The sequence below is a fragment of the Phytobacter cepae genome, from assembly GCF_054165735.1.
The window spans coordinates 61,421-87,798 of sequence record NZ_CM135107.1; the positions used below are offsets into that span (position 1 = coordinate 61,421).

Below are 26,378 nucleotides of genomic sequence, written 5' to 3' on the forward strand. Positions count from 1 at the left end.
CCCCAGTAATACCCTTACTATTTGTAGTAAATTCATGGTATTGCGTTGATAATTGCCTGAAAATTGCGGCGTTTAGCGTAACGATATTCACACATTTGGGTTACAGCTTTGTTTTCTCTGTTAATAACAACGCGTAAATCTTAAAAATGTTGTTTCGTTAGGCTTTCGTTTCAAAAACCCTCCCTATACTCCGTTTTTCCGGGATTTTATATTATTGAAAAAAGCTTTTATTTTTCTAAGGCTTTTCGAATGAAGCGTCCCAGGTATAATCATTTCAACTTATTAACAAATAAGACTAATCTCAACTGTAATACGAAAAGACGACGCTCCACATTCGCAGTCTGCGATTGGAAATAACAAAGCACGCAAGGATGCTTATGGTTTTCCCGAGGAAAGCCCCGGCATTGAATTCTTGATTGAACATAAATCCTGTCAGCGCGAATACTTATTATTAGCGTTGTATTAAGAAATCAGAGGCAAAACATGAAACCGGCTTCCGTTATCATTATGGACGAGCACCCTATTGTCAGAATGTCGATAGATGTCCTGCTCGCAAAAAACAAAGATGTGCAGGTGGTGCTGAAAACTGACAACAGTCGTACCGCACTTGATTATATTCGCGCTAATCCTGTGGATCTGGTTATTCTCGATATTGAATTACCCAAAACCGATGGCTTTAGTTTATTAAGAAGAATTAAGGCGATAAATGAAAAGACCAACGTGTTGTTCCTGTCATCGAAATCAGAATCCTTTTATGCCGGGCGGGCTATTCGCGCCGGAGCGAATGGATTTGTCAGTAAACGCAAAGATTTGTGTGATATCTACAATGCGGTCGAGATGATCCTCGCGGGTTATTCTTTCTTCCCCTCGGACACCATTAGTTTTATCAATCATCCGGGACGGCGGCGCGGAGAACAATGGGATATGCCCTTATCCAATCGTGAGGTCACGGTATTACGCTATCTGGCTAATGGGTTGTCGAATAAAGAGATTGCCGATCACCTGCTGCTGAGTAATAAGACGATCAGTGCGCATAAATCCAATATCTTTTCCAAATTGGGCGTCCACACGATTGTTGAACTGATCGACTACGCGAAGTCACACGAACTCCTCTAGAAAACACGCCCGGGAGAAACCCCTCCCGGGCGTGTTTTTTATCGTGTCCGCTCAATAGTAATTGAGGGTAAAGGTCGCATCCGCGCTGGCATCGCCCGGCTGGGCGTTTGCGGCCAGCGCAATATAGTTAGCGTAAAACTGCAGCGTCACATCACCGTTATCATCGATGGTCGCCTGCTGGCTGGCATTGTCCAGCGCGAGACGGCTGCGGTCGCCGTCGCGCAGCTCAATGGCCACCGTTTTCGCCATTTCACTGTCCCTGAGCGCCAGCAGAGACGGATTGGCGGCCGGCGTGCCGGAAAAGGTGATAGACGCGCTGCCGGGCGGGCAGCCGGTCAGCTTCAGTTTGAACGGCACCGCCATCGTGGTGCTGCCCGGTGTGCGCAGTTGTTTCGTGGGCCAGGTACCGAGGCTCACCGTTTTGTTGCTGTCGGCGGTCTCGACGGTACAGCTAAAATCCACCACGTTGCCGCGCAGCTCAATGTTGATTTCCCCCAGCGGGGTGGCGCAGATTGCAGCCTGACTGTAGAGCAAGGCGAGGGCCAGAAGGCGGGATTGTTTCAGCATCGTCTCTCCCCTTAGTCGAAGTCCACGCGCAGGTAGCCGCGTGCGGTGAAGGGCCCTTCCGCCGGTTTTTCCCCCGTCACGCTGACCGGCCAGGCGCGGATGCCTAAATTTGCTTCGGCGTTATCGTCCAGTTGGAAAGGAATTTTGCTCGCCAGCGTGTTAGGGGTCAGGACGTTCCCACCCTCTTCGGCAATTTTAAAGCCGACGTCCGGGTTGTCCGACACCATTATGTCGCCCTCATATTTTTCTGCTTCGAGACGCATCGAAAGATAGGCCTGAGCGTCAATATTGGTGCACTTGATGGCGATACGCTTGTTTTGCGGCGTGGCGGTTGACGGGCGGCCGCCGGCTCCCGCTTTGCTAAAGAGCGCCGCGCCGATGTTGTCGAAATCGAACTCCACCGTTTCGCCCGCATTAATCTTGCAGTTTTGCGGCACCTCGACTCTGCCGCTGTAACTGATGGTGTAGACGGGCGTATTAAGAGCATCTGACGCGGTTGAGGTCACATAGACCGTCAGCATCGTCTGGCGTGGAATCGGCACCATATTGATGAACGGGCGTGTCACTCTAAGCCTGAACACCAGTTTCGAATCCATGACGGGAAAGGGTTGTCGCTTGCTAACATTGGGATGATTTCCCATGCGAATGTAGTTTTTAGGCGGATAAAACACCCCCGCCTCAGAGTCGGTTATCTGCATCGCCCCTTGCAGGTAGTCGTTGAGTTTCAGGTACTGAAAACTGCCCTCTGTGTTCTGCACCGGTAGGGTGGTGACATAGCTTCGGTAGGTGTAATTCACGGTCGTTCCTGCGGGGCAGGTAGCCCGCACGCCCACCCAGCCCGATTTTTCCGGTAGTGTAATGATCTGCCCGACCTGGTTATTCGAGCTGTTAAAGGTATTCGACAAATCGTAGGCGATGTCGGTCGGGCTGCCGTTCGAGTTGTAGCAAATGGTGGCGCGGGCGGAGGCCGCCATCCCCAGTGACGCTGCCCCAAGGAGCAGCAGACAGGTCTTGTTCATCATGATTATCCTTTTCGCTCGCACTGCGCGCTGTATTGAGTGACAGCCTGTTGCAGACTCTCTTCGGGCAGTGAATAACGGGCCACGCAGCGTGATGCCGCATCGTCCCCCCACTGCACTAACAGTTCGCCTTTAAGCGGCAGTCCGCTCAGGTAGATCTGCCCCTCATCCCCCACCATGCTGGTGATGCCGCTGTGGGCTTCGCGCACGATGGCGCCGAACGGCACCGGGCGGTCGCCGCGCTTCACGGTCAGTAGCGCACGCACGCCAATACGGGTATCGAAGCTGGCACGCACCAGGGCGCCCTGGGTTGGCACCACGCGGCTGACGTTATTTTCCACGTCGGTGTGGTTGTCCATCGACAGGGTATCGAGCGCGATGCGGTTGTAACGGTAAACGGTGGCGTAGGGCATCACGGCATAGCCGCGCCAGTCGGTTTTCACCCCGGTCTGGTTTTCGATACGCACCCCGCGCGCGCCCGGCGCTTTGATCAACACATTGGTATCGCCTAGCGGCTGGCTGAAAGTCACGCCGTTCTCATGCCCGACGATGCCGCCCGCCAGCTGCCAGTTGTAATCGTGCTGGTTACGGTCGACGTTATAGCCGAACCCCAACGTGCCGTACGTTGCCTGCCAGTTTGCGCTGGCGCTGCCGCTTGTGCCGTTGGTGCTGCTGTGGCCCTGGCTCACGCTGTAACTGAGGTTGCGCCCTTCCAGTAGCGTGCCGCCCACGCCGGTGCGCCAGCTCTGCTGGCCGTTACTGTTGCGGCTGGCATTGATGCTGGCCCAGGCGCGGTCAAGCGCACTGTCCCGGTCATAACGCTGACCGCTAAAGACGCTGAAGGGGATGGTGACGTTCAGGGCCGCGATTTTGTTGCTGCCGCTGATGCCGGGTGAGGCGTTCCATGACCAGGAGAGCGAATAGCTGACGCCTTTCCAACTGCTGGCATAGCCCAGTTGATACCAGGTATCGGTGTCGCCGGTGTTCCAGTACGTTTGCTGGCTGCCGGAAAGGTACATCGACCCGTAATCGCCGAAGTTCTGCGAGATGTTGGCCTGAAAACGTCCTTTTTTACTGTTATGCAGGTTGTGGTAACTGCGTACCACCGGGGTTTTGACCGATGTGCCTTCGCCGTCATCTTCGTATTCGTAGCCTTCCATATTGCGATAGGCCACGTCGCTCAGGGTGTAAAACCCGCGCGTGGAGTAGCGATAGCCGAGCAACTGGAAGTTGGTGCCGTAACGGTTAAGGGATTTTGCATACAGAAAACGCAACGATTGCCCCTGATGGGTGCTGTTGTCTGCCAGTTCGCTGCGCGCATGGGTAAGGTCGACAGAGACGGCTCCCCAGTCGCCGAGGTTTTTCCCTGCGCCAGCCACAAAGGCGCTGTAGCGTGAGGCCAGCTGTGTGCCGGAATAGAGGGTGTAGTTATCGGCGAGCCCGGCGATCAGCGTGCCCTGCGTAAACCCCGGCTTAGACTGTTGACCATTGCCGCTGCGAAATTTACCCACCACCGCATCATATTTCACCCGGCCTTCACGTTGCAGCAAGGGCACCGTGGAGTAGGGCACCACGTAGCGTTGCTGGCCGCCGTCTTTTTCCTCTACGGTCACCTCAAGGTCGCCGCTCGACGATGTGGGGTTAAGATCGGTTATCGCAAACGCACCCGCAGACACATAGCTCTGATAGATGACGTAACCGTTCTGGCGAATCACCAGTTTGGCAGGGGTGCGGGCAATGCCACGCACGGTCGGGGCGTAACCCTGCAGGCTGTCGGGGTACATGCTGTCTGAGGAGAACAGGCGTACGCCGCGAAACCCGAGGCTGTCAAAAACGGTGTTTGTGGTGTTGCTGTCGCCCACCACCAGTTCGCTTTTCAGGGGAACAAGGGTGCGTTGTAGCCAGGTCCCGATGTTGCTCCAGCGCTGAGAATGCCCGCTGTCGCTGCTCGTATAGCGCCACGCGCTGCTGTTACGCAGTCGCCACGGCCCCGCATTCATGCCGCTTTGCAGGCTGACATAGTAGTTATCGCTGTCAGTGCCCCGGCTGCCGGTAAAGGTGTAGTTGAGTAGCCCGGCCGGAATGCCTTCGTCCCACTCTTCCGGTGAAATATAGCCGCGTGCGCTGTTGTTCATCGCCGCCTGGGGCAGAGTGATGTCCAGTCGCTGGGAGGCGAAATTGTAGGTCACGGTGGCCCCCGGCACGAGCGTCGGGATAGTCAGACAGGTTTTGTCTTGGTGCGTGCTGATGGCCGGGAACGCCTGCAGGTTAACGCCGAGGCGTTTCAACCACTGCTCGTCAAAGCAGGGAGTCAGCCCGCCAGAGGCGGTTGCCGCCTCGCCTTTGGCGATCGCGAAGTGCACATCCTGGGTGCCAATAAAGTCATCGTTGCGCCAGATATCCACCCGGTAGACGCCCGGCGGCTGGTTATTTCCTTTCTCAAAGCGCGACAGATCCGCCACCGTGGCGGTGTCATCAGATAAAAATGCCGGGTTGAAATAGCTCTCAGCATGGCTGAATAGCGGGCAACTCGCGGCCAGCAAAAATCCGCACCAACGGGGCGCACGCCCTGCGCACAATGAGAGACGTATCGGGGTCATCATCCTTTCCTGTGTTTTCTCAACGCGCAGCGTTAAGGCAGGCGGGCAGTGATGGCAGGCGTTACTGCGCCGTAATCATTGACAGTCTGATACGTCAGGCTGCCCTGCGCACCGGCGGGGAGAGCAACCTGGCTGCTGGCTTTCGGGGCGACCATCAGGTTTTCTATTTTCTGACTGCCCATGCGCACGTTCACCAGCGAGACGTAATACGCCGACGGGTTGTTAATGGTAAGGGTGCTGCCCGTCCGGGCGAAGGTCAGTTGTGCCGGGGCTTCTGTCGGTGAGCCGGGCAATTTAGCCGGACGCACAAAGAGTTTGATGCGCGACAGCACCGCCAGTTGCAGGACGTTTTTGCCCTCCAGGCTGTTTTTGTTGATAGACGGGATGGCTTTGACGTTCATCCAGAATACCGATTCGCGATCCGCAGGCAGCGGCTGTCCGGCATAAATGATGCGCAGGGTATGTTCGCTTTTCGGTTCGCTAACAAATAATGGCGGGGTAACCACAAAAGCTTTTTCTTTTTGTCCGTTATTATTTTCAATCCACGCGTTGACCAGGAAACGTTCTTTATCGCCGCTATTGGAAATAGATAAAGACGTTTGCTGGGCATCGGCAGGGTAAATAACCCGCGTGGCACCCAGAGAAATACCGCCAGCGGCATATGCCGGCAATGACACCATCGCCGAAAAAATAATGGCAGCGGCTGTTTTTAAATAATTACGCATCGCGAAAAAAACTCTTTACGTTTTATGGCGGAAATAAAAATGCCCCATCCATGGGGCGAGGAGCGTCCCTTTACTCGGGTGCTTACTCGTAATTCATGATGAAGGTGGCGTCTGCGTTTGCCTGACCCGGCGAAGTCGTCGCCGCAGTCGCTTTATAGCGCGCTGAAAAACGCAGGGTATTCTCACCTTCCACCAGCTTCTGGGCGACAGAGGTCACCACGCCGTCTGGTTTCAGTGGAGTAGAGTTGTTGTCGAGGATCTCAATCCCTACGCCTTTCGCCGTGGAGCCATTGTCGCCGGAAGCAATGGCCAGCAGCGTGTTATTGGTAGCGTCTACCTGGCCGGTGAAGGCAACGGCAGCGGTTTCAGCCACCGCAGGATCGCAGTCGGTCAGGACAATTTTAAACGGCACCAGGGTGGAGGTATCACCCACTTTGGTGAAGGTGGCGGTGCGATACTGACCGAGCTGTACGGTCTGATCGGCAGAGGTGGTGCTGACGGCACAGGCTGCGTTAATCAGTTTACCTTCGAAATGGACGGTACCCCCGGTGACGCTAACGGCATCAGCCTGAGCTGCCCCTGCTAATAACATCAGACCTGCGGCAACAGACGCGGACATCAATTTCATATTCATTGCTTTTCCTTGAAAATAACTATCACCAGCACGTAGCCGGATCCATTTAAGTGATAACGGCAAGCGTTGAGTGCCGTGGTTATAAATTAATCTTTCAAGGGATCTTTAAATATTCGAAATGACTCGGAGTAGCCTAAGTTCTTTCTTAATCGAATATAAGATGGCGCTCAGGTGTAATGATTAGTGGGATAGTGTTTAGGGGGGATGTTATTTCGGAAGGTGATTATTGAGGGCATAGGTTTCTCTTACTGCAAAAGAGTGAGGGGGCGTTCGGCCACCTCTCCCTTGAGGGCTGAGGAATCCCCACAAAATAATACGAGCACAGTCGGTCCCCTCTCCTCTTTGGGGAGAGGGTCAGGGTGAGGGGAAACATGCGGCTCTGATGGTCTTTCCGTTCACCTTATGTTCCTTGCTTTTCTATCGCTCCAGAACCCGTGAACGTGCCAGGGTGGTTCACCGCCACCACCCTGGCGACCCGGGCTCCCGGCCAGGAAAATCGCCGCTGGCGCGGTTCACTTAGCGTATTCCTTCAGGCTAATCGGGGACGGGCGAAGGTAACGTCCCTGTAAAGTCGCCCTCGCCGCGCATCCCTGCGCGTCGCCCCGGCCTTACGGATACGCTTCGTCGATTTTCAGCCGGACCCAGCCGTCGCTTTAACTATTGTGTTCTCATGGCGCAGTGTTATCGCTGCAAAATGGAATATTATTGGGGATCTCTCAGCCCTTGAGGGAGAGGGCAGGGATGAGAGTGAGACCCAAGGGCGATGTTAAACCCTTTACCCCTTCAGCAGTGACAGCACCAGTTCCGGCGTGCTGTTCGCCTTCACCAGCATTTCGGCACTGGCCTGTTGCAACAGCTGCGCGCGCGTCATGGCCGACACTTCGGTCGCATAATCGGCGTCTTCAATACGTGAACGGCTGGAGGCGATGGCGCCGGTGGCGCTGTCCTGGAGGTTTTGCACCGATTCAAGGCGGTTCGCCACGGCACCCAACTGCGTGCGGCGGGTGTCGATCCGGTTGATAGCGCGGTCGAGCGTGGCCAGTGGATCATCCGGGTTGCGCAGGCGAATCCCTGAACCCACTTCTGAAATGTTCATCACCGTGTGGTTGGTGGCGGTATCGGTACTGGAGGACATGCTGGGGGTGTAGTAGATCTGCACATCGCCCACGCCGTTGAGCGTTTTCAGCAAATACGGGTTGGTCGGCGTATTGCGAACCACCAGGGTGGCGGTCTTCGATGTGCCGCTGCCGGGCAGATCCATATAGTAGTTACCGTCGCTGTCCAGGCGCAGCACGTCGTTAAAGGTCTTGCCTTCGGCGTCAGTGTAATTGACCTGCACTTTTGCCGGGTCGAGCGTCACGTACGAGGTGCCGCTGACGCTGGTGACGGGCGTAAAGCTGTTTGCCAGGGTGGTGCTGGTGGCTGTTACGCTCAACGAGGTCGTGGTGCCGTTCGAGGTGGCGGTAAACCTGGCCGGGTAGTACTGCAAATTGCCGCCGTTGTTCACTTCCATCACGTACTGGCTGCCGGACTTCATCAGCCTGCCCGCTACCGTGTTGCCATTGGCATCGGTAAAGGTCGAGGGCACCGTGCTGCTGTCCACCGCAGGGGTAGTCGTGACGTTGGTGGGCAGGGTGGTAAATTCGAAATCTTCTTTGCCGGTCGCGCTGGTCATCTGCGCCGTTACCGCGCCGGATGGCCCAAAGGTCAGGCTCGCGGGGAAGTAAGTATCACCCTGCTGAATATAATACTGGCCGTTATCCTGAGTAAGCGTGCTGCCACTGACCGCCGCGCCGTTGGTGTCGAACACATTAAGGGTGGTAATGGCGCGAGAAGGGATCTGACCCGCAGCGCTATAGGCTGCCGTGCTGCTGGTCTCACTGACTGCAATAGCTCCGGTTCCTGTCTGGGTGTCCCAGCTTGCAGAGTAGTTCGCCCGGTAATAGGCCGGTTTGCCGTTCGCATCATTGCCCTGAATGTAATACAGATTATCCGTGCCCCTGACCAGCTGCGGAGACGTTAACGTGGTGGCATAGCTCACGCTAATGGCGGGATTGCTGAGCGACATCGCGCTGGCACTGCCCACGTAATTGTTAACATCAGACACGGAGCCGCTGAGGCCGCTGATAATCAGGTCTTTCAGCCCCAGCTCATCCACGCTGAAGCCGGGGGAAGATAAGTCGAGGTCGATTTTCTCGTTGTCGTGCGTCCCGACCTGAAACCCCATCTTGCCCGCGCTGCCGTCCAGCAGATGAATGCCGTTGAAGTTAGAGGTGGAATTAAGCTGGTCGATGGCTTTCAGGTTGAGGTTAATCTCCGCCTGAATGGCATCTGAATCTTCCTGCGAGTTAATGCCGTTCAGCCCCTGCACCGCCAGTTCACGGATGCGCTGCAGGCGGTTGTTGATTTCATCGAGTGCACTTTCTGCCGTCTCCACCATCGAGAGCCCATCACCCGCATTGCGCTTCGCCTGCGCCAGCCCGCTTTGTTGACTGGCGAGACGGTTGGCAATCGCCTGCCCGGCAGCGTTGTCACTGGCGCTGTTGATACGCAGACCGGAACCCAGGCGACGGATAGACGCATCCAGTTCAGATTTGCTCTTAGCTGCCTGGTTCTGGGTGTTTAGCGATGAAAGGTTAGTTTTGAGACTGATCATTAGCCTGCTCACGAAGAAATCCCTGGTATGAGTTATCGGCATCGCCCTGCTTTCTTTAGGGCAATAATTTTACTTAAGCGAACCTTATGTGATTGCAAAGAAGATTAGGCTGATGAAACGAAGAGATTCATCGATTAGCGACATTTCATATCGCCATTAATAAACTTAGTGGGATTAACATAATGAAAATGGCCTGACCTACAAAAAAAGGTAGGGCGGAAAGGCAGCGACCAATGTGTGGTGTTTGTCACTTCTCCCGGAGAAATCGTTGCGGGCATATTCTCCGAAATGCATCCAAAAACAGAGGATAATTGGCGTTTTGCTTTTCTTGATTGCTGGAATAATGGTGCGGTTATGACTGAAAGCTTCGCCGCTGCCCGGCGAGGACTTCGGCGCTCATCTTCCAAAAAGAGAATTGACGATTGAACACTCCAGCGTCAGCCGATACGTTGCCCGCGTCCGAAGCAACGTTCCCTCCAGCGGCCCATTTTTTCGGACTCGCCCCTTTTCTGCGTATGAGCATTGCCGGCATTGATTTCACTGCCCATACCCAGGAGATGATTGCGAAGGCGCAGGATAACCCTGACGACGCCATGCTGTGGATGAACCTGTCCACGGCGATGATGAGCCTCAAGCACGAAGAGCTTGGGCTGACCATTCAGGATCAGGCGCTGGCGCAACAGCGCATTTACGTGCGCCCTGCCGCTATCCAGCCTGCAAAGCTGCGTTTGCTGATGCTGGTGGTGCCGGGCAACCTCTCCGCCAACGTGCCGCTGGACTGCCTGCTGGAAAACAGCGACGTCGACCTCATTTACTACTTCGTTGACCCGCACGGCGCCGAGCCGCTGGCCTGGGCGATCCCCGAACACGACCTGACCATGGTGGCCATCGGTGCCAGCGACGACACCCGCGAGCTGATCGTTCGCCTGGAGCACAAACTCACTGACTGGCCGACGCCGGTGATTAACGCGCCGCAGTATGTGTTCTCGTCTGAGCGCAACACCGCCAGCCTGCTGCTGCAAAACGTGCCGGGCCTGCAAATCAGCCCGGCGCTGCACATCACCCGCACCGAGCTGGACGAGGTCGCCGCCGGCAACCTGATGCTGTCGGACGTGGTGGCGGGGCATCAGTTCCCCATCATCCTGCGCCCGGTGGGCACCCACGGCGGGCACGGTCTGCAAAAGCTCGACACCCCGGCGGAAGTGGCAACCTATCTGGCTGAGATGAACGAGACGGTGTTCTTCCTCTCGCAATTTATTGATTACAGCGGCGATGACGGCCAGTTCCGCAAGTACCGCGTGGTGCTGATTGATGGCAAGCCGTACGCCTGCCACATGGGCATTTCATCCCACTGGATGATTCACTACGTCAATGCGGGCATGTACGAAGACGCGGCTAAACGTGCGGAAGAGGCGGTGTTCCTCAACAACTTCGCCGAGTTTGCTGAGCGTCATAAAGCCGCGCTGGACGCCATTTACCAGCGTACCGGCCTCGACTACCTCGGTATTGATTGTGCAGAAACCAAAGACGGGCAGTTCCTGGTTTTTGAAATCGATCCGGCCATGGTTATTCACGCAATGGATGACGACGTTCTGTTCCCCAACAAACAGATCCCGATGCGTAAAGTGACCGATGCATTTCGTAACCTGCTGCTTGCGCGGGTTAACTCTTAATTCACATGTTATTGAGTACTCTGGAAAAATTATGTCATTAAATCCAAAGAACGCCCTTAACTTCTCCGGTGGCCCTGGTGCGCTGCCGGAAGTGGTTTTGAACCAGGTTCAGCAGTCGATCATCAACGTGCCGGAAGTGGGTCTGTCGATCCTCGGCATCAGCCACCGTTCCGAGTGGTTTGAAAACGTGGTGCGTGAAACAGAAAACAACATTCGCACGCTGCTTAACCTGCCGGATGATTTCCACATCCTGTTCCTGCAAGGGGGCGCGACCCAGCAGTTCTCCCAGGTGCCAATGACCATGCTGCGCGGTAAAAAGCACGCGGCGGAGTACCTGGACACCGGTTACTGGAGCCGTAAAGTGGTGACCGAAGCCATGCGCGAAGGCCCGGTGAAAGTGGTCTGGAGCGGTGAGAGCGACGGTTATCGTCGTCTGCCGAACGACGGCGAAGTGACCTTCTCCCCGGACGCGCCATACATTCACTATGTCTCCAATGAGACGGTGGAAGGCCTGCAATTTAACCGCGTGCTGGGTTATGACCACGTGCCGCGCGTGTGCGACATGTCTTCTGACTTCCTCTCCAAACCGTGCGAAGCGGATAAGTTCTCGCTGATTTATGCCCACGCGCAGAAGAACATCGGCCCGGCAGGCGTGACCATCGTGCTTATCCGCGACAGCGTGGTACAGGCGGGCACCAAAGAGCTGCCTGCGTTCCTCGACTACCGTCGCCAGATTGAAGCGCACTCTAACCTCAACACCCCACCGGTTTTCGCCATTTACGTGGTGCTGCTGGTGACCCGTTGGTTGCTCAACGATGTGGGCGGCGTGGAAAAAATGGGTGAAATCAACCGCGTGAAAGCCGACCTGCTGTACAGCATTCTCGACAACAGCGACGATTTCTATCACTCCTGGGCCGCACCGGAGCACCGTTCTGATATGAACGTGGCGTTCACCCTGCCGACCAAAGAGATTGAAGCCGCGTTCTTCGAAGAGACCCGCGCCGCAGATTTCTCCGGCCTCGAAGGCCACCGCGCCATCGGCGGCGTGCGCGCATCTATCTATAACGCCCTGAGCGTAACGGCAGTTGAGAAACTCGCCGACTTTATGCAGGACTTCCAGCGTCGCCACCGCAAATAAGCGGCAGCGGCAGCAAGACAGGACAGGGACGTTCTGTTGAAACCGGAGGCGAGTGCTAAAGGTTTGTCGCTTTTGTAGGTCGGATAAGCGTAGCGCCATCCGACGTGTTCCGGTTGTTCGGTAAAACCGACCCACCGGGCCTCGATGCCGGAAGATGTGTGTAGGTCGGATAAGCGTAGCGCCATCCGACGCTTTCCGGTTATTCGATAAACCGACCCACCGGGCCTCGATGCCGGAAGATGTGTGTAGGTCGGATAAGCGTAGCGCCATCCGACAATTCATCAGCACGAACGTTTAAGGCTTACCTGCACATTGCCAGGTTTTACGTTGGCTGGGTTGACTCCCTCGCTCTCAAGTAAGCCCTGGAAAAAAGTCTTGCCATCAACGCTATTTCCGGCCGCGATGCCCTCATTTGCGCGCTGGATTTTGGCTTTCAAATCCTGAAGTTTTTTTGCTTCGTCATCCCTGATCATCAGAATGAATATTCCAGTAATCTGGTTAGATCAGGTAACGGAGGGACTTTGGTTTTTGAGGGTGCCACATCCTGTTTCTCAGCCTGCACCGCCGCTTTAATTCCCTCTAACCACTGACGCGCTTCTTTTAATTCCGCCGTTAACGTCTCTTCTTTTTCCGTAAACGCCGTCAGCACGATGCAGCCATTCATCGCCCGCAGCGTGTAATGCTGCCCGGTATCAAACCCCACCTCTCGCAACCACTTGCCGGAAATCGTCAAACTCGGCGAACTTTTATCACGACCTCGCGGGCGATATCCCACAATTAACTCACGCGAGGTTCCAGTGGTCGTAATGTCCAGGTTAGAATGCAAATCAGCCATAATCAACTCCTTGATAGTTGGTGAGGTTAGACGCTCCGGTGGTGTTGCTGCACCGCAGGAGCGTTGATATAGAATTCATGTGGTAGGTACCATGTGGAGTTAACTTAACCTAAATGGTACCTACCATGCAAGAGAAAAAGAAACTCAGTTTTGACCGTACGAAAAGCACCATGAAGAACATCCGTTTCGAGGATGAGCTGCTGGAGCAGATCGAGAAAGCCGCGGGGAAAGGGAATTTTAGCAAGTGGGTGAAAGAGGCTTGCACGCTCAGATTGTCATTAAATGAAAAAGAGCGATAAATATGGAAATATTAATTGATGAATCAGGCTCATTTACACCAGAAAGCAGGATTGAAAACTCTTGGAGTGTAGTCGCTGCTTATGTTTGCCCTGAGACTGAAAAAAGAAAATACAGAAAGATATTAAGTAATTTAAAAAGAAGGAATTGCACTGGGTGTCGTGAAATTAAACTTGGCGATATTAGCGAAGAGAATTATATTAATTTTCTCCAAGAGCTGTCTGAACTTAAGGGTAGTCTTTTTTGTGTAGTAACTGATTCATATTATAACAATAAGAATTTTATTGTAAAACATAAAGAAAGTCATGTTCAGACCATCATTGATGGTATCGAACAAATGAGATTCCCAGAAGGGAAAGTTTCGCAAGAATTAATGGCGAAAGAAATGCAGGCAGTGTCAATTCCTTTGTATATTCAGCTCATGTGTCAAATTAGATTAGTGCATACCATTATCTCACAATCTCTAAATTACTATGCGCAACGGCATCCGCAGACATTACAAAGATTTAAATGGCGTTTAGATCAAAAACAACCTTCACATAAAACAAAGTATGAACTAATTTTCGAGAAGTTTTCTCCAGCTCTTTTACAAATGTATTCATTGGAAAAACCTATTGGGCTTGTGGATGGATTTGATTATAGATATTTGAGTGATTATCTTTATCAGAAAGGAGATATTCCAGCATATCTAGTTGAAAAAAAACCTTCATTGATTCATGGCCGTGCAGTTAATATTCAGAGGCTGTTGCGTAAAGATATTAGTTATGAAGATTCAATGAGAAATGAAGGGTTGCAAGTTGTAGACCTTTTGGCATCCGGAATGCGAAAGCTTTTGAAAATGAGATTTGATGATAATGAAAAAATCGCAAGTCTTTTTGCCAATCTTTTGATGCAACAAAAATATAATAAACCGCCAGTTGATATAATAGTTTTTGATGATAAGGAAGGGACTGTAAATAATGAAGTAAGCAATCTCGTGAATATATTAATTAAAAAGTCTAAAAGAATGATTCGTTGTTAATGGCAAACTTTGGCGGAAGATCACAGGAGTCGAACCTGCCCGGGATCGCTGGCGACCCCATCTGGATTTGAAGTCCAGCCGCCTCACCGGAGACGACGATCTTCCGCGCCTCGATTGCTACATGGAGGCGGGGCGCATTATAGCCACTTTCAAGTGCTAACCACATCCCCCATCACACTTTTTTCTCACTCTGCGGAGTGAAATTTTACGTATTTGAGATAAATCTTTACCTTTTCCGTAGGTTGCGATTTTTGCTTATTTTGCGGAAGGGGGTTTTTGCGTTGAGAAAAGGTAAGTGCGTAACGTAAAAAGGTTTTTTTATGGGCGAGGGAGAGGATTTTTTTCCCTTAAGCGGAGGGAAGAGGGGGAAAATCAAGGCCCCCTCTCCGTTTGGGAGAGGGGAAAGACACTACTTCTGCTGCGACACCCACACCAGCATCTTCAGGCTCGCGGAATAGTAATCATCCTGCGCCGTAATCTGCGGTTCGCTCACGGGTTCATTCAGAACCAAATCACGCACGGCCAGCAGGCCGTCGTTCATGTTGTAGGGCGCGGTGTCGTTAGTGGTCACATTTACCCACGCCGGGGTGCGGCTGCGGTTGTAGCCCTGCCACCAGGCGCGCCACGGGGTTAACAGCGTGCTCTGTGGGTTCCACCAGGCGATATACAGCGGAACGCGGATGGCGTCGTAGCTCGTGCGCGGCGGCCACTCTTTGGCAGGCGTCAGCTTGCCATCGGCAGAGAGCGCCACCCAGTCGGTGGGCAGGTGCGACTGACCAAAGCTCATCTTGCCAAGCAGCGTAGAACCATCGCGAATAAGGTCACGCCACACGGTCAAATGGCTGCGGTTGGCAAAGTCCTGCCACGCCGGGAAAATAAAATACGACGGGTTCAGGTTCACATAGCTGTTGAGGTTGAAGCCCTTTGCCCCTGGCAGCATCACCCGGTAGCCTGCAAAGTTAATCACCGTATGCTTGATGAGCGCCTGGGTAATGGCGTCAGACGCCGTGGCGTAGCTGTTGTCATTCCAGCGCTGGCTGGCTTTTAACAGCGCCCAGGCAATCATCGCATCGCCGTCGGTGGCATCGTTTTTATCAACGATCGGATCGGCTTCAACCGGGTTGTAACGCCAGTAAAAGAGACCGTTGTCTTTGTTTCTCAGCGTCTTGTTGGTCCAGCCCCAGATGCTGTCAAAGGCGGCTTTGTCGTTGCTGACCACCGCCATCAGCATGGCGTAGCTCTGCCCTTCCGAGTGAGAGACGTTGTTATTGCCGGTGTCCACAATACGGCCATCCGGCATCAGGAAGCGGGCTTTGTAGGTGTCCCAGGCTTGCCCCGCCGAGGCGAACGACGAAAACAGCACACTCACCATCATCACCATTGCAGGTATCACGCGTTTAAACATAAACAGACTCATTGTGGGTTAGCGTAGCGGAACGTCACGTCCGACACGGAATAGAGCCGCTCACGGCTGAAGGCGACGTGCGAACCGCCACCCTGACCCAGCAGCCAGCGGGAATAGAGACCCTCAAGTATGGCGCAAAAAGCGTAGCACCAACGGGTCTGGCTGTTTTCATCGCGGGAGACGGGCAGCGCCTGGTGGTGGAAGCTCATGCCGGTGTCACTGGCTTCAATATCGATAAAGCCCCAGTTGAATTGCGCCAGCTTCGCGTTGATGTTGGCTTCCAGCTCGCCCACGGTCTCGGAACCCGGCAGCGGGAAACGCTCCGCCATCGCCTCGCCCATCTGGCGCAGAAAAGGCTGGCTCTCCGCTTCCCCGACGTTGCGCACCATGCCATCAATCATCACGGTCAGCAGATCAAACCAACCTGCCGGGGTTTGTTGCCCCTGAAAATAGGTGTGCAGCAAAGGATTCGCCGTTATTGATGTCATTATTTGTCTCCCAACATATAGCGGAAATAGATCCCGGCGGTGCTTTCGTTGTAATTGCCGAAGGTGTCGTAACCCACTTTTCCGCCCACGGTCATATCTTTGTTGACGTTGTAATCCACCCCGCCACGGAAGGTGTAGCCAATGCCGTTTTGCGACGAGCCTTTGTACTGCGCTTCTTTGGTGAAGCCCAGGTCGGCCAGTTGCTGCAACATTTTCTGGGCATCAGGATCGTTCGGGAAGTAGTCGCTCTTATCCTGGGTATAGGACTGATAGCCCACGGATCCGCCAATGCTCAGCTTCCAGTTGTCGATTTTCTGCGAGAAGTCGACCGGCAGCGACACGCTGACGTAGTTCTGCGGGCTGAAGTAGCCCCCCTGGCCGAAGGTGTAGTAACTCAGGTTTTTGGAGAAGTTCATCCAGTTGACGCTTAAGCCGGTCTGTAACTGGCGGAAGTCGTCATGCCACGGGCGCAGGTAGACCCCGGCTCCGGCATTCACGCTGGTGTTGCTCGCCACGTTTTCACCGAGGTAGCTGTAACCGCCGCCGCCAACGAAGAAGCCGGCGTCGCCGTCGTCGTAGCTTAACTGCAGATTGCCGCCGTTTTTGGTGACCTGGCCCCAGCGCTGGCCGGAATAGGTATCTTTCAGCCCCACGTAGGAGAGCAGGCTGTCGGTCATGGCGCGGCGCTCACCGGTGAAGATAAGCGACAGGTAGTTGGTCAGTTTTGGCGACCATTTTACGCCGCCGACCAGCGTGCTCAGATCCTGCCCCAGCGGCGTGCTGCCAATGTCCATACGATAGCTGTCGCCACTCAACGCCATATTCAGCTCTACGCCGTTGGCGTTTTGCGAGTCGGTTGAGGAACGAATGGTGTCGTTGTAGTTCGCTTTGTAGCTGGAGCGGCTCAGGGCGCGCAGACGACTGGTATCGCTGGTATCCCCCAGCAGCGTGGTCAGCCTGTCGAAGCCCGTATCGGTAAACGGCGACAGATTATTGGCATCTGCGAGGTTACTAAGATCGCTAAATTTATCGGTGTTGCCATCGTTGGCCGCCGAATTATTGGCGTTGCTGACGGATGCGCTGATATTGCTGACCGCGTTCGCCAGCGGGTTCGCACCGGAGCGTCGCCATGCATCGCCGGAAGCACTGCCTGAACTTAAGGTTATCGGCGTGGCGGTAAATTCAAAGCGTGAATCGCCAAACGGTGAGCTGGACCAGGTGATCGGCGCTTTCGCCTCCGTCAGCTTACTGGTGCCCGACTCGCCGTCGCGGCCACGGACTTCTACGCCGCCCTGTAGCCACATGCCGTTCTTCTCGTCCATCTGCTGCATCATTTCATCCACCTGACGCAGCGTGCGGGTCTGTGCGGTTTCCATCGGCAGATCGGTACGGGTGGTGCCCGGCAGGGTAGAGCCAGGTTCCCGTGCCTGTTGCGCCACCTGCCACGGCAGCGAGGTGCCATAAATGGAGGGAGAGGTGCCGGTTTTGCTGGTGGTGGTGAACGGGTTATCCGCCAGCAGTACGCCACCGATGGTCGGGGTGCCGGTGCTGTTGCTGGACTCCAGCCCAACCAGTTTGCCACGGGCGTTGCGCAGGTAAGTCATCGCCTGCTGATGGTTGCCTTTGGCCTCTTCCAGACGCGCCAGCAGCAGCATACGTTCCGGTGAGGTGTCGTTACGCAGGCCGCTGGCCAGCGTCGAGGCTTTCTGCACGTTATCTTCGGCCAGCGCCACGTCAATCGCGCCCACGCGGGCGGCCTGATCGTCGGTGTCGCGGGTCATCAGGTAGTCATACAGCACGCCCGCTTCTTTGTTCATCTTGCCGGTCTGGTAGAGACGGCCCATGGCGAACATCAGGTCGGTATTCTGCGGGTCGCTTTGCAGGGCGCGAATCAACTTATCGTACGCCGCCGCATAATTACCCTGCTCGCGCAGTTCGTCCGCCTCGTTAATCACGTAGCCATTACGTACCCCCGCGAGCTGTGCCGGGGTACTGCGTGACTGGATCTCCGGGCTGGACATAAAGGTCTGTGCTTCCTGGCTCAGCCCCGCCTGGTTTAACACCGCCACCTGGTCAGCGTAATCCCCGGCGTTGCCCTGCACACCCGCTTTCATGCTGTCACGCACCAGCGCAACGGCACCGGTCATGTCGCCGGTACGGGCCAGCATACGGGCCAGTTTCCCGGCGTCGGCTGGGGACTTCGGTGGCTGATTTGATAAGGCCTTCAGGGTGTTAGATGCCGCAGTCATGTTCCCCTGCGCGAGGTAACGTTCTGCCGTCGCCATTTGCAGGTTGTAGTTCACGCTCGCAGAGAGGTCGCGCATCTGGCCGTTGCGACTGGCGGGCGAAATCCGCCCCAGCAGGGAGTTAGCCTGCTGCCAGGCGCCGCTTTCGCTGGCAAAGAGCGCAGCGGCATACAGTGAGTTAGCCCCCGCGCCTTCACGCCCGGCAGGGAGCATGACCGTCGCGGCTTCGCCCTCCTGACCGGACTTTTGCAGCAGACGGGCCAGATCCAGACGCAGCCACGGGTCATCCGGCACGCGGGCCACGCCCTGACGCAGCACATTGATGGCCTGCGACGTGTTGCCGCTGGCCTCAAGCTGTTGGGCCTGACGGCGGATCGGGTCGCCAGGCGCACCGGCGACCGCGCGCGGGGCCAGCCGCTGCTGAAGCGTGGCCGGTAAGGTGCGCAGTACGGCTTGTGCTTCTTCGGTTTTGTTCTGATCGCGCAGCACATAGTAGAGGTTTTCCCGCGCCGGGCCGTTCTGCGGCTGATCGTTGAGCACGCTGCGCAGCGTCTGCTCGGCCTGCGAGTAATCTTTGTTCTGGCGCAGCACGTCAGCGCGGAACAGTTTGGCGGCGGTGCCGCGCTCGCCGCTCTCCTGGGCGAGCGGAGAAGAGAGCGCCAGCGCCTGGCTGATGTTGCCCTCTTTTAAGGTCTGCTGTGCTTCAGCCAGTTGACCGTAAAACGCGGCGTCGGTGGCCTGCTCTTTACGCTCACCGGACGCATCGCCGCCCTGGCTCGCCGCCCGGTTCAGGTACTGCGCCGCCGCTTTATAGTCACCGCTGCGCTGGGCGATGTACCCCATCCCGGCAAGCGCGTCGGCGTCGTCCGGGTTGGTTTGCAGCACCTGCTCAAATTTGCGTTTTGCCGCACTGGCATCGCCGCTGTTAAGGGCGGTAAAACCCGCGCCCTTGGCGGCGCCACCGACGTTTTTACGGTAGTAGTTCTGGACGTCGGTGTCCTGAGGGTGGCGCTGTAGCCAGGTGTCGTAAAACCGTTCGTCACCCGCCTGTGGGCCAAGCCACAACAGTGCCTGCCGCAAGCCCTCGTCAGCGTCTTTGCTGCCGCTGGCCATCGGCTCAAGCAACAAAATCCCGTCGCGGCGCGTCTCTTCACGCCAGGTCAGCATTTTCCCCAGCGCAATGCGCGCGGCGTTATCCTGCGGGTTTTGCACCGCAAAATTTTTCAACTGCGCGACGGCCTGCGGGTAGAGCGCTTTGTCTCCCGCCATGGTCAGGTAATACTCCGGCGCCAGGCTTGGCGGCGGGGTATCGCCATTGAACATGCTGCGCCAGGTGGCCAGCGCCGCCGGGACGTTGCCACTGCGCGCCTGCTGGCGGGCAAGCGACAGTTGCCCCTGCGGTACCTGGGTGAGCTGTTTGGCGTTATCCAGCGCCTGCAACCCGGCATCATCCGGTGACACCTGCGCCAGGCGCGCGCGCCACTGGGCGGAAGTTTGCAGGTCGCCATTCTGTTGCGTCCACAGCGCCATCAGGTACATCGCCTGGGTGTTATTGGCATCCACCATCAACACCTTTTTCAGCGACTCTATCGCCAGGTCGTCATGGGACTTTTCATGCCAGTAATTCGCCTGGTCAAACAGCGCTTTCAGGGCGGCGTCATTTTGCGCGGCCTGCGCGTGCCCCAGCGCTCCGAATGTGAGGACGCCGGAAAGGCACAGCGTCGTCAAACGGCGGGCGGTTTTTATCGTCATTGTTATCACCCTCTTAATTACGGTTATCCAGATCCAGGCGTTTCTTCGCCCGGTTTCTCAGCCACGCAAAGAGCGCCAGCCCGCCAATACAGCCGAACACCAGGCCAAGGATAGCGAGCATCGCTGAGTGCTGGTTCGCATACCAGATAACCATCATCTGGGCGGGCATTTCGCCGCGCGGGGACTGTTCGCCCACGCGGAAGCTGCGCACGCCGTTTTCATTGGTAATCACCGCGGCATCACCGCGGATGCCGGCGTTAATCCGTGCCGAGGTTAAATCGCCATGCAGCCGTGACAGCTGTTCGTCATTGCTGCCGAGCGCCAGCACCACTAAACGCGCATCGTTCCACGGCGACGGGAAGCTGACGAACCCGCGCCACGCTTCGTTAGAGGAGAAGTAGCGGTCAGCCTCCAGACCGTCAGAGCCCCAGTCACCGACCACCCAGCGTTTAATCCGCTGCCAGGTGGTTAGCTCGCGCACGCCGAGCGTGCTGTCATGCAGCACAAACGGCGAGTCGTTGAGGATGGCGCGGTTGAAATCATGTTGATTCAGGCCGCTCACCGCCAGCACGTCACGATCTTTCAGCAGCTCCGGGCCTGCCCCCGCTGTTGGAATCCCCAACAGAACACGGTTATGCCCCAGCGCCGTGCCGGTTGCGTTACCGGAGCGCGCCGCCATATCCAGCAGCGTTGCGATCTGCGTCTCGGTGGGTTGCGCAGGCAGCATCAACACCGTTTCCGAGTAGTCAGCAAGACGGGTGAACGGGAAGGACGCCCCCACGAAGTAGGAGAGGTTGGGCAGCAGCGCAAAATGGCGGGTGTTGCTCAAATCTATCCACGAATCTTCTTCGATGCGACTCTTGATGTTGTTGTTCAGCAGCACGCTGCACGGCGCGCTCGCCTTCGGCTGAATATTGAAGTAGAGCGAGAGCTGGTTGTCGCCGTAAATCATGTACGGCTCCAGCGGCATATCGAACTTCTCCTGCCGCGCATCGCCACCGAGTTTGTGCCACAGGGTTTCCAGCGCCCCCTGTTTGTTCACCGGCAGGTTGTGCAGGAAGGTGTCGTTCAGGGTCATGCTTAACCAGGAGCGGTCTTCATCAATCCAGGTTTCGGTCGGGAAGCGGTAGCCAATGTGCAACGGGATGGTCTCGCCGTCCCACAGGAACAGGTCCGGTGCCGCGCGGAACGCGACGCGCAGCGCGTCGTGCCAGAGGCCGGTGGTGGTCAGGCTTTGATCCTTACGGATCAGTTCTGAGAGCTTCACCGGACGATCGGTGGGGATCCAGCGCGGCGCATCATAAGGCTTGCTCACCGGGATCGTCTGAGCAGTCACGTCCACGGACGGCGTTTGCTGAGCGAAATTACCGCGTGTTAAGCGCCAGGCGGCGGCACGCAGTTCGCTTTCATCTTTGCCCACCACCAGCAGTAGCTTATAAACCGGGTTGGCCGGGTTATCGATCACTTTCAGCAACGGCTGAGGGGTTTGCGGCAGGGTGAAGCCGCCAATCTGATCGCCGGGGTGACCAATCAGAATGCCGTTTTTCTCCGGCAGACGGTCGTGATACGCCGCAAAGGAGACGCCACGGTAATCGGCCTGAATCCCCATCCACGAAGAGATAAGCGCACCCGCGCTGATGCCGTCCGGGCTTAAGGTCGCTGGGAAGGCCATCGCAATCGCCGCCGGGGTCATCTGCATACTGTCAAAGAAGGGGCGCGGGAAGTGGCTGAGATCCGAACCAATATCCAGCTGCTGGCCTTCCAGTTCAAAATGCGAATCCGGCATGATGGTGACGCGGTATTTATCCGTCAGGTCACGCTGGCACTGCATCGCATCGCCATCGTTCACCTTGAAGCTCAGGCTGTTGCTGGAGACCAGCAGCGCTGAGGGAATATCTAACTGGTAGCTCGCGGTGTCGCTGTCGGCGGCGGTCAGCGGAACGGTGCCCAGCGGCTGCCCGTTGAGCATCAGCTGCATGCTGGCGTTGCGCGTGGCCATCGCCGGAGAGATTTTCAGGTTTAATGACAGACGGGCGGTGGTGATGACCTGATCCACCGGCAGCGTAAAGGCCGCGCCGCCCTGGAACTGGCCGCCGCTCAGCGCGATCCCCTGCGGGAAGCCCATCTGTGAAATGCTGATGCTATTGACCGTCGAGGGCACAAAGACCGGCGAGGTCTGGGAGAGCGCCGCAGGCGCTGCGGGGGCCGGGTCATTCAGGCGCAGCAGCGACTCTATGGACGTCTCTTCTCCGTAGCCAGGGGCGACAAACAGCGCCCCGACCAGCAGGGCCAGTGAGGTTAAACGTTTCATGCGTTCCCCTCCTCCTGAGCGGCTGCCTGGGCGCGTAGCCGGCGGTTTTCACGACGGTTTTTCCAGGTCAGCCAGAAGAGGTCAAACACACAACGCATAATGGTGCCCAGTGAACGGAACGGGTTGTCCTGCGGTTTTGGCGGATTGATCCAGGCGTCAGCACGGGAGAGCACAACGCGCACCAGCTCGCGGCGACGTGAGAGCGGAATATCGTCAAACATCAGGCGGATAAAGTCTTCATCGCTGGCAATGGTTTTCACCGGAATGTTAATCGCGCCGGACTGCAACAGCAGCTCGATCTCTTCGATTTCATCATTCAGATGACGCTCGTCCGGGGCCACGATACGGCAGCCGCCCATCGACAGATCGGCGGTGACGCTGCGCGACACGATACCGCTGGCATGGTGCAGCAGCACCGGAATGGCCGCATCGACACGAATGGTCTTACGCGTCTGACGGGTTTCACGCGCCACCGCAATGGCGGCCAGCAGGAAGATCAGGCTGTACAGACCCCAGCCGACGTTGAGGGCGATAACGCGCGGGTCGACGCCGAAGTAGTCATGCGCAAAGGCGCGCACGATACCGGCAATCACCCCGGCACCCAGCAGGAGGGCGATGATCAGGTGCGGGCGGACCACGCTGAAGTCAAAGTAGCCCACGTTCAGCAGTGCGCCTTTGTCCGTGACGTTGAACTTGCCGCGTTTCGGGAAAATCATCGTCACCACGGTCGGTAGCACAATGTGGAAGGCCAGCACCAGGTCGTAAATTTCACCCCAGAAGCTGTAACGATGACGTCCGTTCATTCGTGAGTTGACGTAAATCGCGAGGAACAGATGCGGCAACGCATAGGCGAAAATCAGGCTCGCCGAGGAGTGAATAATGTTCAGGTTGAACAGCAGATAGGCCAGCGGCGCAGTCAAAAAGGCAATGCGCGGCAGGGCAAACTGGTAATAGAGCATGGCGCTCAGGTAGCAAAGGCGTTGTTGGATCGTCAGCCCGCGGCCAAACAGCGGGTTATCCAGGCGGAAAATCTGCGTCATGCCTCGCGCCCAGCGGGTACGCTGAATCACGTGCAGGACCAGGCGCTCGGTCGCCAGGCCAGCAGCCAGGGGGATGTCGAGGAAGGCAGAACCCCAGCCACGACGCTGCAATTTCAGCGCGGTGTGGGCATCTTCCGTGACGGTTTCCACGGCAAAACCACCGATCTCTTCCAGCGCGCTACGGCGAATCACCGCACAGGAGCCGCAGAAGAAGGTGGCGTTCCAGTTGTCGTTACCCTGCTGAATCGGGCCGTAGAAGAGAGAGCCTTCGTTCGGGATATTGCGCCCAACGGAGAGGTTACGTTCAAACGGGTCCGGCGAGTAGAAATAGTGCGGTGTCTGTACCAGCGCCAGCTTCGGGTCTTTCAGGAAGCCGCCGACGGTGGCCTGCAGGAAGATACGCGTCGCCACGTGGTCGCAGTCGAACACGGTAATCAACTCGCCCTGCGTCAGCTTCATGGCGTGGTTGAGGTTACCGGCCTTGGCGTGGTTGTTGTCGTTACGCGTGATGTAACCCACGCCCACATCGGCGGCAAAGACCGCAAACTCACGACGCTTGCCGTCATCCAGCAGGTAGATGTTTATCTTGTCGCGCGGGTAATCAATGCACTGTGCCGCCAGCACGGTATCACGTACTACGTCCAGCGGTTCGTTATAGGTGGGGATGTACACATCCACCGTCGGCCACTGGGTCATGTCGTCCGGCAGGGGGACGATGCCACGCTTGAGCGGCCAGACCGTCTGCAAATAGCTCAGCAGCAGCATGACCCAGACGTACACCTCCGCAAGGAATAACCCCATGCCAAGAATGGTTTCTATCTCGGAATTGAAGTGCAGGGTTTGTGTCAGGCGGAAGTACATATAACGGGTCGACAGCAGCACCGACATCACCACCATAATGACGGAGACGCTGCGCTTTTTACTGACGAAGCCCATTAAAAACAGAACGCCAATGCTGAGCAGGCCAAAAATATACTGCTTTTGGCTGTCCATCGGCGTAATGATGACCAGCACGGCAATCGGAAGCATTGCCAGTGCCAGCAAAACGTAAAGGAACTTTTTCATGGGGTGCCCTGAGCGAATTAGAAGCCAGACATCTTCGGTTTGCTATGAACCGTGCCGTCTCCGATATTGACGCCTACTATCCCGGCGACCCGTTTGGCGATGAGTTCAATATCAAACGCAGCGGCGGATGCAGGACTAAAGTCAAAAATGGACTGCTGGGAGGCGTTCGCTTCCAGGACGCTTTCATCACGATGGATGACGCCTAAAAGTTGATTACCTAATTTTTCTTCCATGAAGGCGGTGACATCACGGCTTATCTGGCGGCGGTTGTCGCTCTGGTTAAGCACAAAATAATGGCCCGCTTTTCTGTTCAGCACGTCGCCGGTCAGACGATGGTTTTCCACGTGCGGAAGCAGGGAGAGGGAGGCGGTGTCTGCCTGCAGGGCGACCAGGTGCAAGTCAGCCAGGCGCGACATGGCTTTCAGTGCCGCTGACGGACCCGGAGGGAAGTCGGCGACGATAATCAGGCCAGGGTAATTCAGTAAGGTGTTCAGGCCACGCACCAGAAAGTGCTCATCGTGCGTCAGGCGCTCTTCAAACTGCAGACGTTGCTCTTCGGTGGCATCGCCATAGGGCAGGACGAAAATATTGCCGCCTGCGGTCAGCACAAACTGACTCCAGTCCGAAGACTCCGCTGATTTTGCCACGTAGCCGCGACCATCAGACAGCGGTACGCCAAAATGCAGGCGCAGGGCGTTCTGTATGTCAAAATCCAGCGCCAGCACTTTGCTACCTGACCGCGCAAGGGCATAGGCCAGATTTGCCGTCAGGGTCGTTTTCCCCACACCACCTTTCGGCGAACAAACACAAATCAACGGCATGAAGCGATCCTTTCTAGCAAAGTGTGTAATGGCTGATTCTTTTCTACTGCTGGCCTGGTCTCTGCCGGTTTTGGCGCGAAGAGACGGGCATAGCTGGCCGGTTCAGTGGCGACGGAAGCCGGTTGAACAGGCGCGGAATAGTGCGGTTTCGGTGCGGGTTGTGCCAGCGGCGCAGCGGCGGGTGCCGGTGGCGCTATCGGTGCCGGTACGGGGGCGGTGAGCGGATCGCGCGTCGCCGAAAGCTGTTGTGCCACATCGCGCAGAATGGGCGCAACGGCGCCTGGGGTCACCTGGGCCGGAATCTCAACGGTCGGTTCGACGCTTGCCACCCCGGAAACGCTTTCATTTTGGGTAAAAAGCGCGGGATTGATGGGCTGAGGCTGAGGCAGCGAAACGTGTCCGCCCATGGCCAGTTTGTTATCATCGGAAGCAGGTGAAAGCTGATTGATAAGCGCCCAGTTGCCCTGGTCGTGTGCAGTATTTTGTGCCGAGAAATCCTTGAAGTCGTGCTGCTGGTTGCGGGTCTTATCCTTAAACCTCTGCAAATCATCATAATGATTCATCGTTATACTCATGATTTACATAATAATTAGTACCCACTACCGATATAATTCTACGCATCAGGTATTGGCAGAGTTCGGTATATATTTAGGCTATACGCCCGTCGTGAAGGTACGATGTAATGCTACGGCCTGAAAGCATCCGTTTTATAATCACGGTAATTTCACTTTTGCTAACAGACCCTTTAATTTCCAGCAAATATATAAACATCAGCTGTACACATGCTATCTTTTTTTAACGTAGAAATCATTAAAGTATTAAATATCAATAACCCATAATGGTGATTTGAACAGGCCCAGCTTTAGTCAGGTTTTCCAGTATAAAAGTCCGTCTTAAGGTAAAGCTTAAGGATAAAATGCCAGAATGATTTCTGAACGGTTTAATTTTTTATTACTCGCTGAAATTTTT

At 55.8% G+C, this 26,378-nt stretch carries 20 protein-coding genes and 1 tRNA gene; 5 read left to right on the top strand and 16 right to left on the bottom strand.

The genetic code is table 11. The features are described from left to right. The first annotated feature begins 483 nt into the window (after positions 1-483). The gene (gene fimZ, locus ACUY4Q_RS00310; RefSeq protein ID WP_458045177.1) at positions 484-1,116 is read left to right on the top strand and encodes a fimbria biosynthesis transcriptional regulator FimZ; all 633 of its coding nucleotides are present in this window, start codon (positions 484-486) and stop codon (positions 1,114-1,116) included. A 51-nt stretch (positions 1,117-1,167) separates the two neighbouring features. Here the strand turns inward: fimZ and sfmF are convergent, their stop codons facing one another. The 6 genes from sfmF to ACUY4Q_RS00340 all read right to left on the bottom strand — a co-directional run bounded on the left by sfmF (position 1,168) and on the right by ACUY4Q_RS00340 (position 9,317). After that, positions 1,168-1,683, bottom strand: coding sequence for a fimbria assembly protein (gene sfmF, locus ACUY4Q_RS00315; RefSeq protein WP_458045178.1), 516 nt, complete (start codon positions 1,681-1,683; stop codon positions 1,168-1,170). Between the two features lie 11 nt (positions 1,684-1,694). Further along, positions 1,695-2,702, bottom strand: a complete 1,008-nt coding sequence (gene fimH / locus ACUY4Q_RS00320; RefSeq protein WP_458047440.1) for a type 1 fimbria D-mannose specific adhesin FimH — start codon at positions 2,700-2,702, stop codon at positions 1,695-1,697. Positions 2,703-2,707: 5 nt separating this feature from the next. Continuing rightward, positions 2,708-5,302 (bottom strand): fimbrial biogenesis usher protein, encoded by a 2,595-nt coding sequence (locus ACUY4Q_RS00325; RefSeq protein WP_458047441.1) that lies wholly within the window; start codon positions 5,300-5,302, stop codon positions 2,708-2,710. A gap of 32 nt (positions 5,303-5,334) precedes the next feature. After that, on the bottom strand, positions 5,335-6,027 hold the full coding sequence (gene fimC / locus ACUY4Q_RS00330) for a type 1 fimbria chaperone FimC (protein WP_458045179.1): 693 nt from the start codon (positions 6,025-6,027) through the stop codon (positions 5,335-5,337). Between the two features lie 82 nt (positions 6,028-6,109). Then, the gene (fimA, locus tag ACUY4Q_RS00335) at positions 6,110-6,661 is read right to left on the bottom strand and encodes a type 1 fimbrial major subunit FimA (RefSeq protein ID WP_458045180.1); all 552 of its coding nucleotides are present in this window, start codon (positions 6,659-6,661) and stop codon (positions 6,110-6,112) included. A 775-nt stretch (positions 6,662-7,436) separates the two neighbouring features. Beyond that, positions 7,437-9,317: a flagellin N-terminal helical domain-containing protein gene (locus tag ACUY4Q_RS00340; protein ID WP_458045181.1), complete on the bottom strand. Its 1,881-nt coding sequence runs from the start codon at positions 9,315-9,317 to the stop codon at positions 7,437-7,439. Between the two features lie 422 nt (positions 9,318-9,739). On the opposite strand from ACUY4Q_RS00340, the gene ACUY4Q_RS00345 reads away from it, so the two are divergent. After that, entirely contained in the window at positions 9,740-10,990 is a 1,251-nt protein-coding gene (locus ACUY4Q_RS00345; protein ID WP_458045182.1) for an ATP-grasp domain-containing protein, read from the top strand. Positions 10,991-11,021: 31 nt separating this feature from the next. Next, the gene (locus tag ACUY4Q_RS00350) at positions 11,022-12,128 is read left to right on the top strand and encodes a phosphoserine transaminase (protein WP_458045183.1); all 1,107 of its coding nucleotides are present in this window, start codon (positions 11,022-11,024) and stop codon (positions 12,126-12,128) included. Between the two features lie 281 nt (positions 12,129-12,409). Here ACUY4Q_RS00350 and ACUY4Q_RS00355 read toward each other — a convergent pair whose 3' ends face one another. Together ACUY4Q_RS00355 and ACUY4Q_RS00360 are read right to left on the bottom strand one after the other, a co-directional pair. Continuing rightward, entirely contained in the window at positions 12,410-12,601 is a 192-nt protein-coding gene (locus ACUY4Q_RS00355) for a hypothetical protein (protein WP_458045184.1), read from the bottom strand. After that, positions 12,601-12,963: a SymE family type I addiction module toxin gene (locus ACUY4Q_RS00360; RefSeq protein WP_458045185.1), complete on the bottom strand. Its 363-nt coding sequence runs from the start codon at positions 12,961-12,963 to the stop codon at positions 12,601-12,603. The genes ACUY4Q_RS00355 and ACUY4Q_RS00360 overlap by 1 nt, the downstream gene beginning before the upstream one ends. A 125-nt stretch (positions 12,964-13,088) precedes the next feature. Here ACUY4Q_RS00360 and ACUY4Q_RS00365 point away from each other — a divergent pair, with 125 nt between their 5' ends. Continuing rightward, entirely contained in the window at positions 13,089-13,262 is a 174-nt protein-coding gene (locus tag ACUY4Q_RS00365) for a YlcI/YnfO family protein (RefSeq protein ID WP_458045186.1), read from the top strand. A gap of 2 nt (positions 13,263-13,264) precedes the next feature. After that, on the top strand, positions 13,265-14,281 hold the full coding sequence (locus ACUY4Q_RS00370) for a DUF3800 domain-containing protein (protein ID WP_458045187.1): 1,017 nt from the start codon (positions 13,265-13,267) through the stop codon (positions 14,279-14,281). Between the two features lie 10 nt (positions 14,282-14,291). Here the strand turns inward: ACUY4Q_RS00370 and ACUY4Q_RS00375 are convergent. The 8 genes from ACUY4Q_RS00375 to bcsO form a co-directional block, all read right to left on the bottom strand. Continuing rightward, positions 14,292-14,386, bottom strand: a tRNA-Sec gene (locus ACUY4Q_RS00375). 304 nt (positions 14,387-14,690) lie between these two features. After that, positions 14,691-15,686: a family 8 glycosyl hydrolase gene (locus ACUY4Q_RS00380; RefSeq protein WP_458045188.1), complete on the bottom strand. Its 996-nt coding sequence runs from the start codon at positions 15,684-15,686 to the stop codon at positions 14,691-14,693. A gap of 8 nt (positions 15,687-15,694) precedes the next feature. Further along, positions 15,695-16,174 (bottom strand): cellulose biosynthesis protein BcsD, encoded by a 480-nt coding sequence (bcsD, locus tag ACUY4Q_RS00385; RefSeq protein ID WP_458045189.1) that lies wholly within the window; start codon positions 16,172-16,174, stop codon positions 15,695-15,697. Next, entirely contained in the window at positions 16,174-20,172 is a 3,999-nt protein-coding gene (locus ACUY4Q_RS00390) for a cellulose biosynthesis protein BcsC (protein WP_458045190.1), read from the bottom strand. Before ACUY4Q_RS00390 ends, bcsD begins: the two co-directional genes overlap by 1 nt. 13 nt (positions 20,173-20,185) lie before the next feature. Then, complete coding sequence (bcsB, locus tag ACUY4Q_RS00395; protein ID WP_458045191.1) at positions 20,186-22,483, bottom strand: cellulose biosynthesis cyclic di-GMP-binding regulatory protein BcsB; 2,298 nt, start codon at positions 22,481-22,483, stop codon at positions 20,186-20,188. After that, positions 22,480-24,588 (bottom strand): UDP-forming cellulose synthase catalytic subunit, encoded by a 2,109-nt coding sequence (bcsA, locus tag ACUY4Q_RS00400; protein WP_458045192.1) that lies wholly within the window; start codon positions 24,586-24,588, stop codon positions 22,480-22,482. The genes bcsB and bcsA overlap by 4 nt, the downstream gene beginning before the upstream one ends. Positions 24,589-24,605: 17 nt before the next feature. Then, positions 24,606-25,409, bottom strand: coding sequence for a cellulose biosynthesis protein BcsQ (gene bcsQ / locus ACUY4Q_RS00405; RefSeq protein ID WP_458045193.1), 804 nt, complete (start codon positions 25,407-25,409; stop codon positions 24,606-24,608). Next, positions 25,400-25,972: a cellulose biosynthesis protein BcsO gene (gene bcsO, locus ACUY4Q_RS00410; RefSeq protein WP_458045194.1), complete on the bottom strand. Its 573-nt coding sequence runs from the start codon at positions 25,970-25,972 to the stop codon at positions 25,400-25,402. Before bcsO ends, bcsQ begins: the two co-directional genes overlap by 10 nt. Between the last annotated feature and the right edge of the window lie 406 nt (positions 25,973-26,378).

Excerpts from the sequence above, each read along its gene's own strand:
- ACUY4Q_RS00390 (WP_458045190.1), bottom strand. The coding sequence starts at position 20,172 with ATGACGATAAAAACCGCCCGCCGTTTGACGACGCTGTGCCTTTCCGGC.
- ACUY4Q_RS00365 (WP_458045186.1), top strand. The coding sequence starts at position 13,089 with ATGCAAGAGAAAAAGAAACTCAGTTTTGACCGTACGAAAAGCACCATG.
- bcsQ (WP_458045193.1), bottom strand. The coding sequence starts at position 25,409 with ATGCCGTTGATTTGTGTTTGTTCGCCGAAAGGTGGTGTGGGGAAAACG.
- ACUY4Q_RS00355 (WP_458045184.1), bottom strand. The coding sequence starts at position 12,601 with ATGATCAGGGATGACGAAGCAAAAAAACTTCAGGATTTGAAAGCCAAA.
- fimZ (WP_458045177.1), top strand. The coding sequence starts at position 484 with ATGAAACCGGCTTCCGTTATCATTATGGACGAGCACCCTATTGTCAGA.
- bcsD (WP_458045189.1), bottom strand. The coding sequence starts at position 16,174 with ATGACATCAATAACGGCGAATCCTTTGCTGCACACCTATTTTCAGGGG.
- ACUY4Q_RS00325 (WP_458047441.1), bottom strand. The coding sequence starts at position 5,302 with ATGACCCCGATACGTCTCTCATTGTGCGCAGGGCGTGCGCCCCGTTGG.
- fimA (WP_458045180.1), bottom strand. The coding sequence starts at position 6,661 with ATGAATATGAAATTGATGTCCGCGTCTGTTGCCGCAGGTCTGATGTTA.
- ACUY4Q_RS00340 (WP_458045181.1), bottom strand. The coding sequence starts at position 9,317 with ATGATCAGTCTCAAAACTAACCTTTCATCGCTAAACACCCAGAACCAG.
- ACUY4Q_RS00350 (WP_458045183.1), top strand. The coding sequence starts at position 11,022 with ATGTCATTAAATCCAAAGAACGCCCTTAACTTCTCCGGTGGCCCTGGT.
- fimH (WP_458047440.1), bottom strand. The coding sequence starts at position 2,702 with ATGAACAAGACCTGTCTGCTGCTCCTTGGGGCAGCGTCACTGGGGATG.
- bcsA (WP_458045192.1), bottom strand. The coding sequence starts at position 24,588 with ATGAAAAAGTTCCTTTACGTTTTGCTGGCACTGGCAATGCTTCCGATT.
- ACUY4Q_RS00380 (WP_458045188.1), bottom strand. The coding sequence starts at position 15,686 with ATGTTTAAACGCGTGATACCTGCAATGGTGATGATGGTGAGTGTGCTG.
- ACUY4Q_RS00360 (WP_458045185.1), bottom strand. The coding sequence starts at position 12,963 with ATGGCTGATTTGCATTCTAACCTGGACATTACGACCACTGGAACCTCG.
- ACUY4Q_RS00370 (WP_458045187.1), top strand. The coding sequence starts at position 13,265 with ATGGAAATATTAATTGATGAATCAGGCTCATTTACACCAGAAAGCAGG.
- bcsO (WP_458045194.1), bottom strand. The coding sequence starts at position 25,972 with ATGAATCATTATGATGATTTGCAGAGGTTTAAGGATAAGACCCGCAAC.
- sfmF (WP_458045178.1), bottom strand. The coding sequence starts at position 1,683 with ATGCTGAAACAATCCCGCCTTCTGGCCCTCGCCTTGCTCTACAGTCAG.
- bcsB (WP_458045191.1), bottom strand. The coding sequence starts at position 22,483 with ATGAAACGTTTAACCTCACTGGCCCTGCTGGTCGGGGCGCTGTTTGTC.
- fimC (WP_458045179.1), bottom strand. The coding sequence starts at position 6,027 with ATGCGTAATTATTTAAAAACAGCCGCTGCCATTATTTTTTCGGCGATG.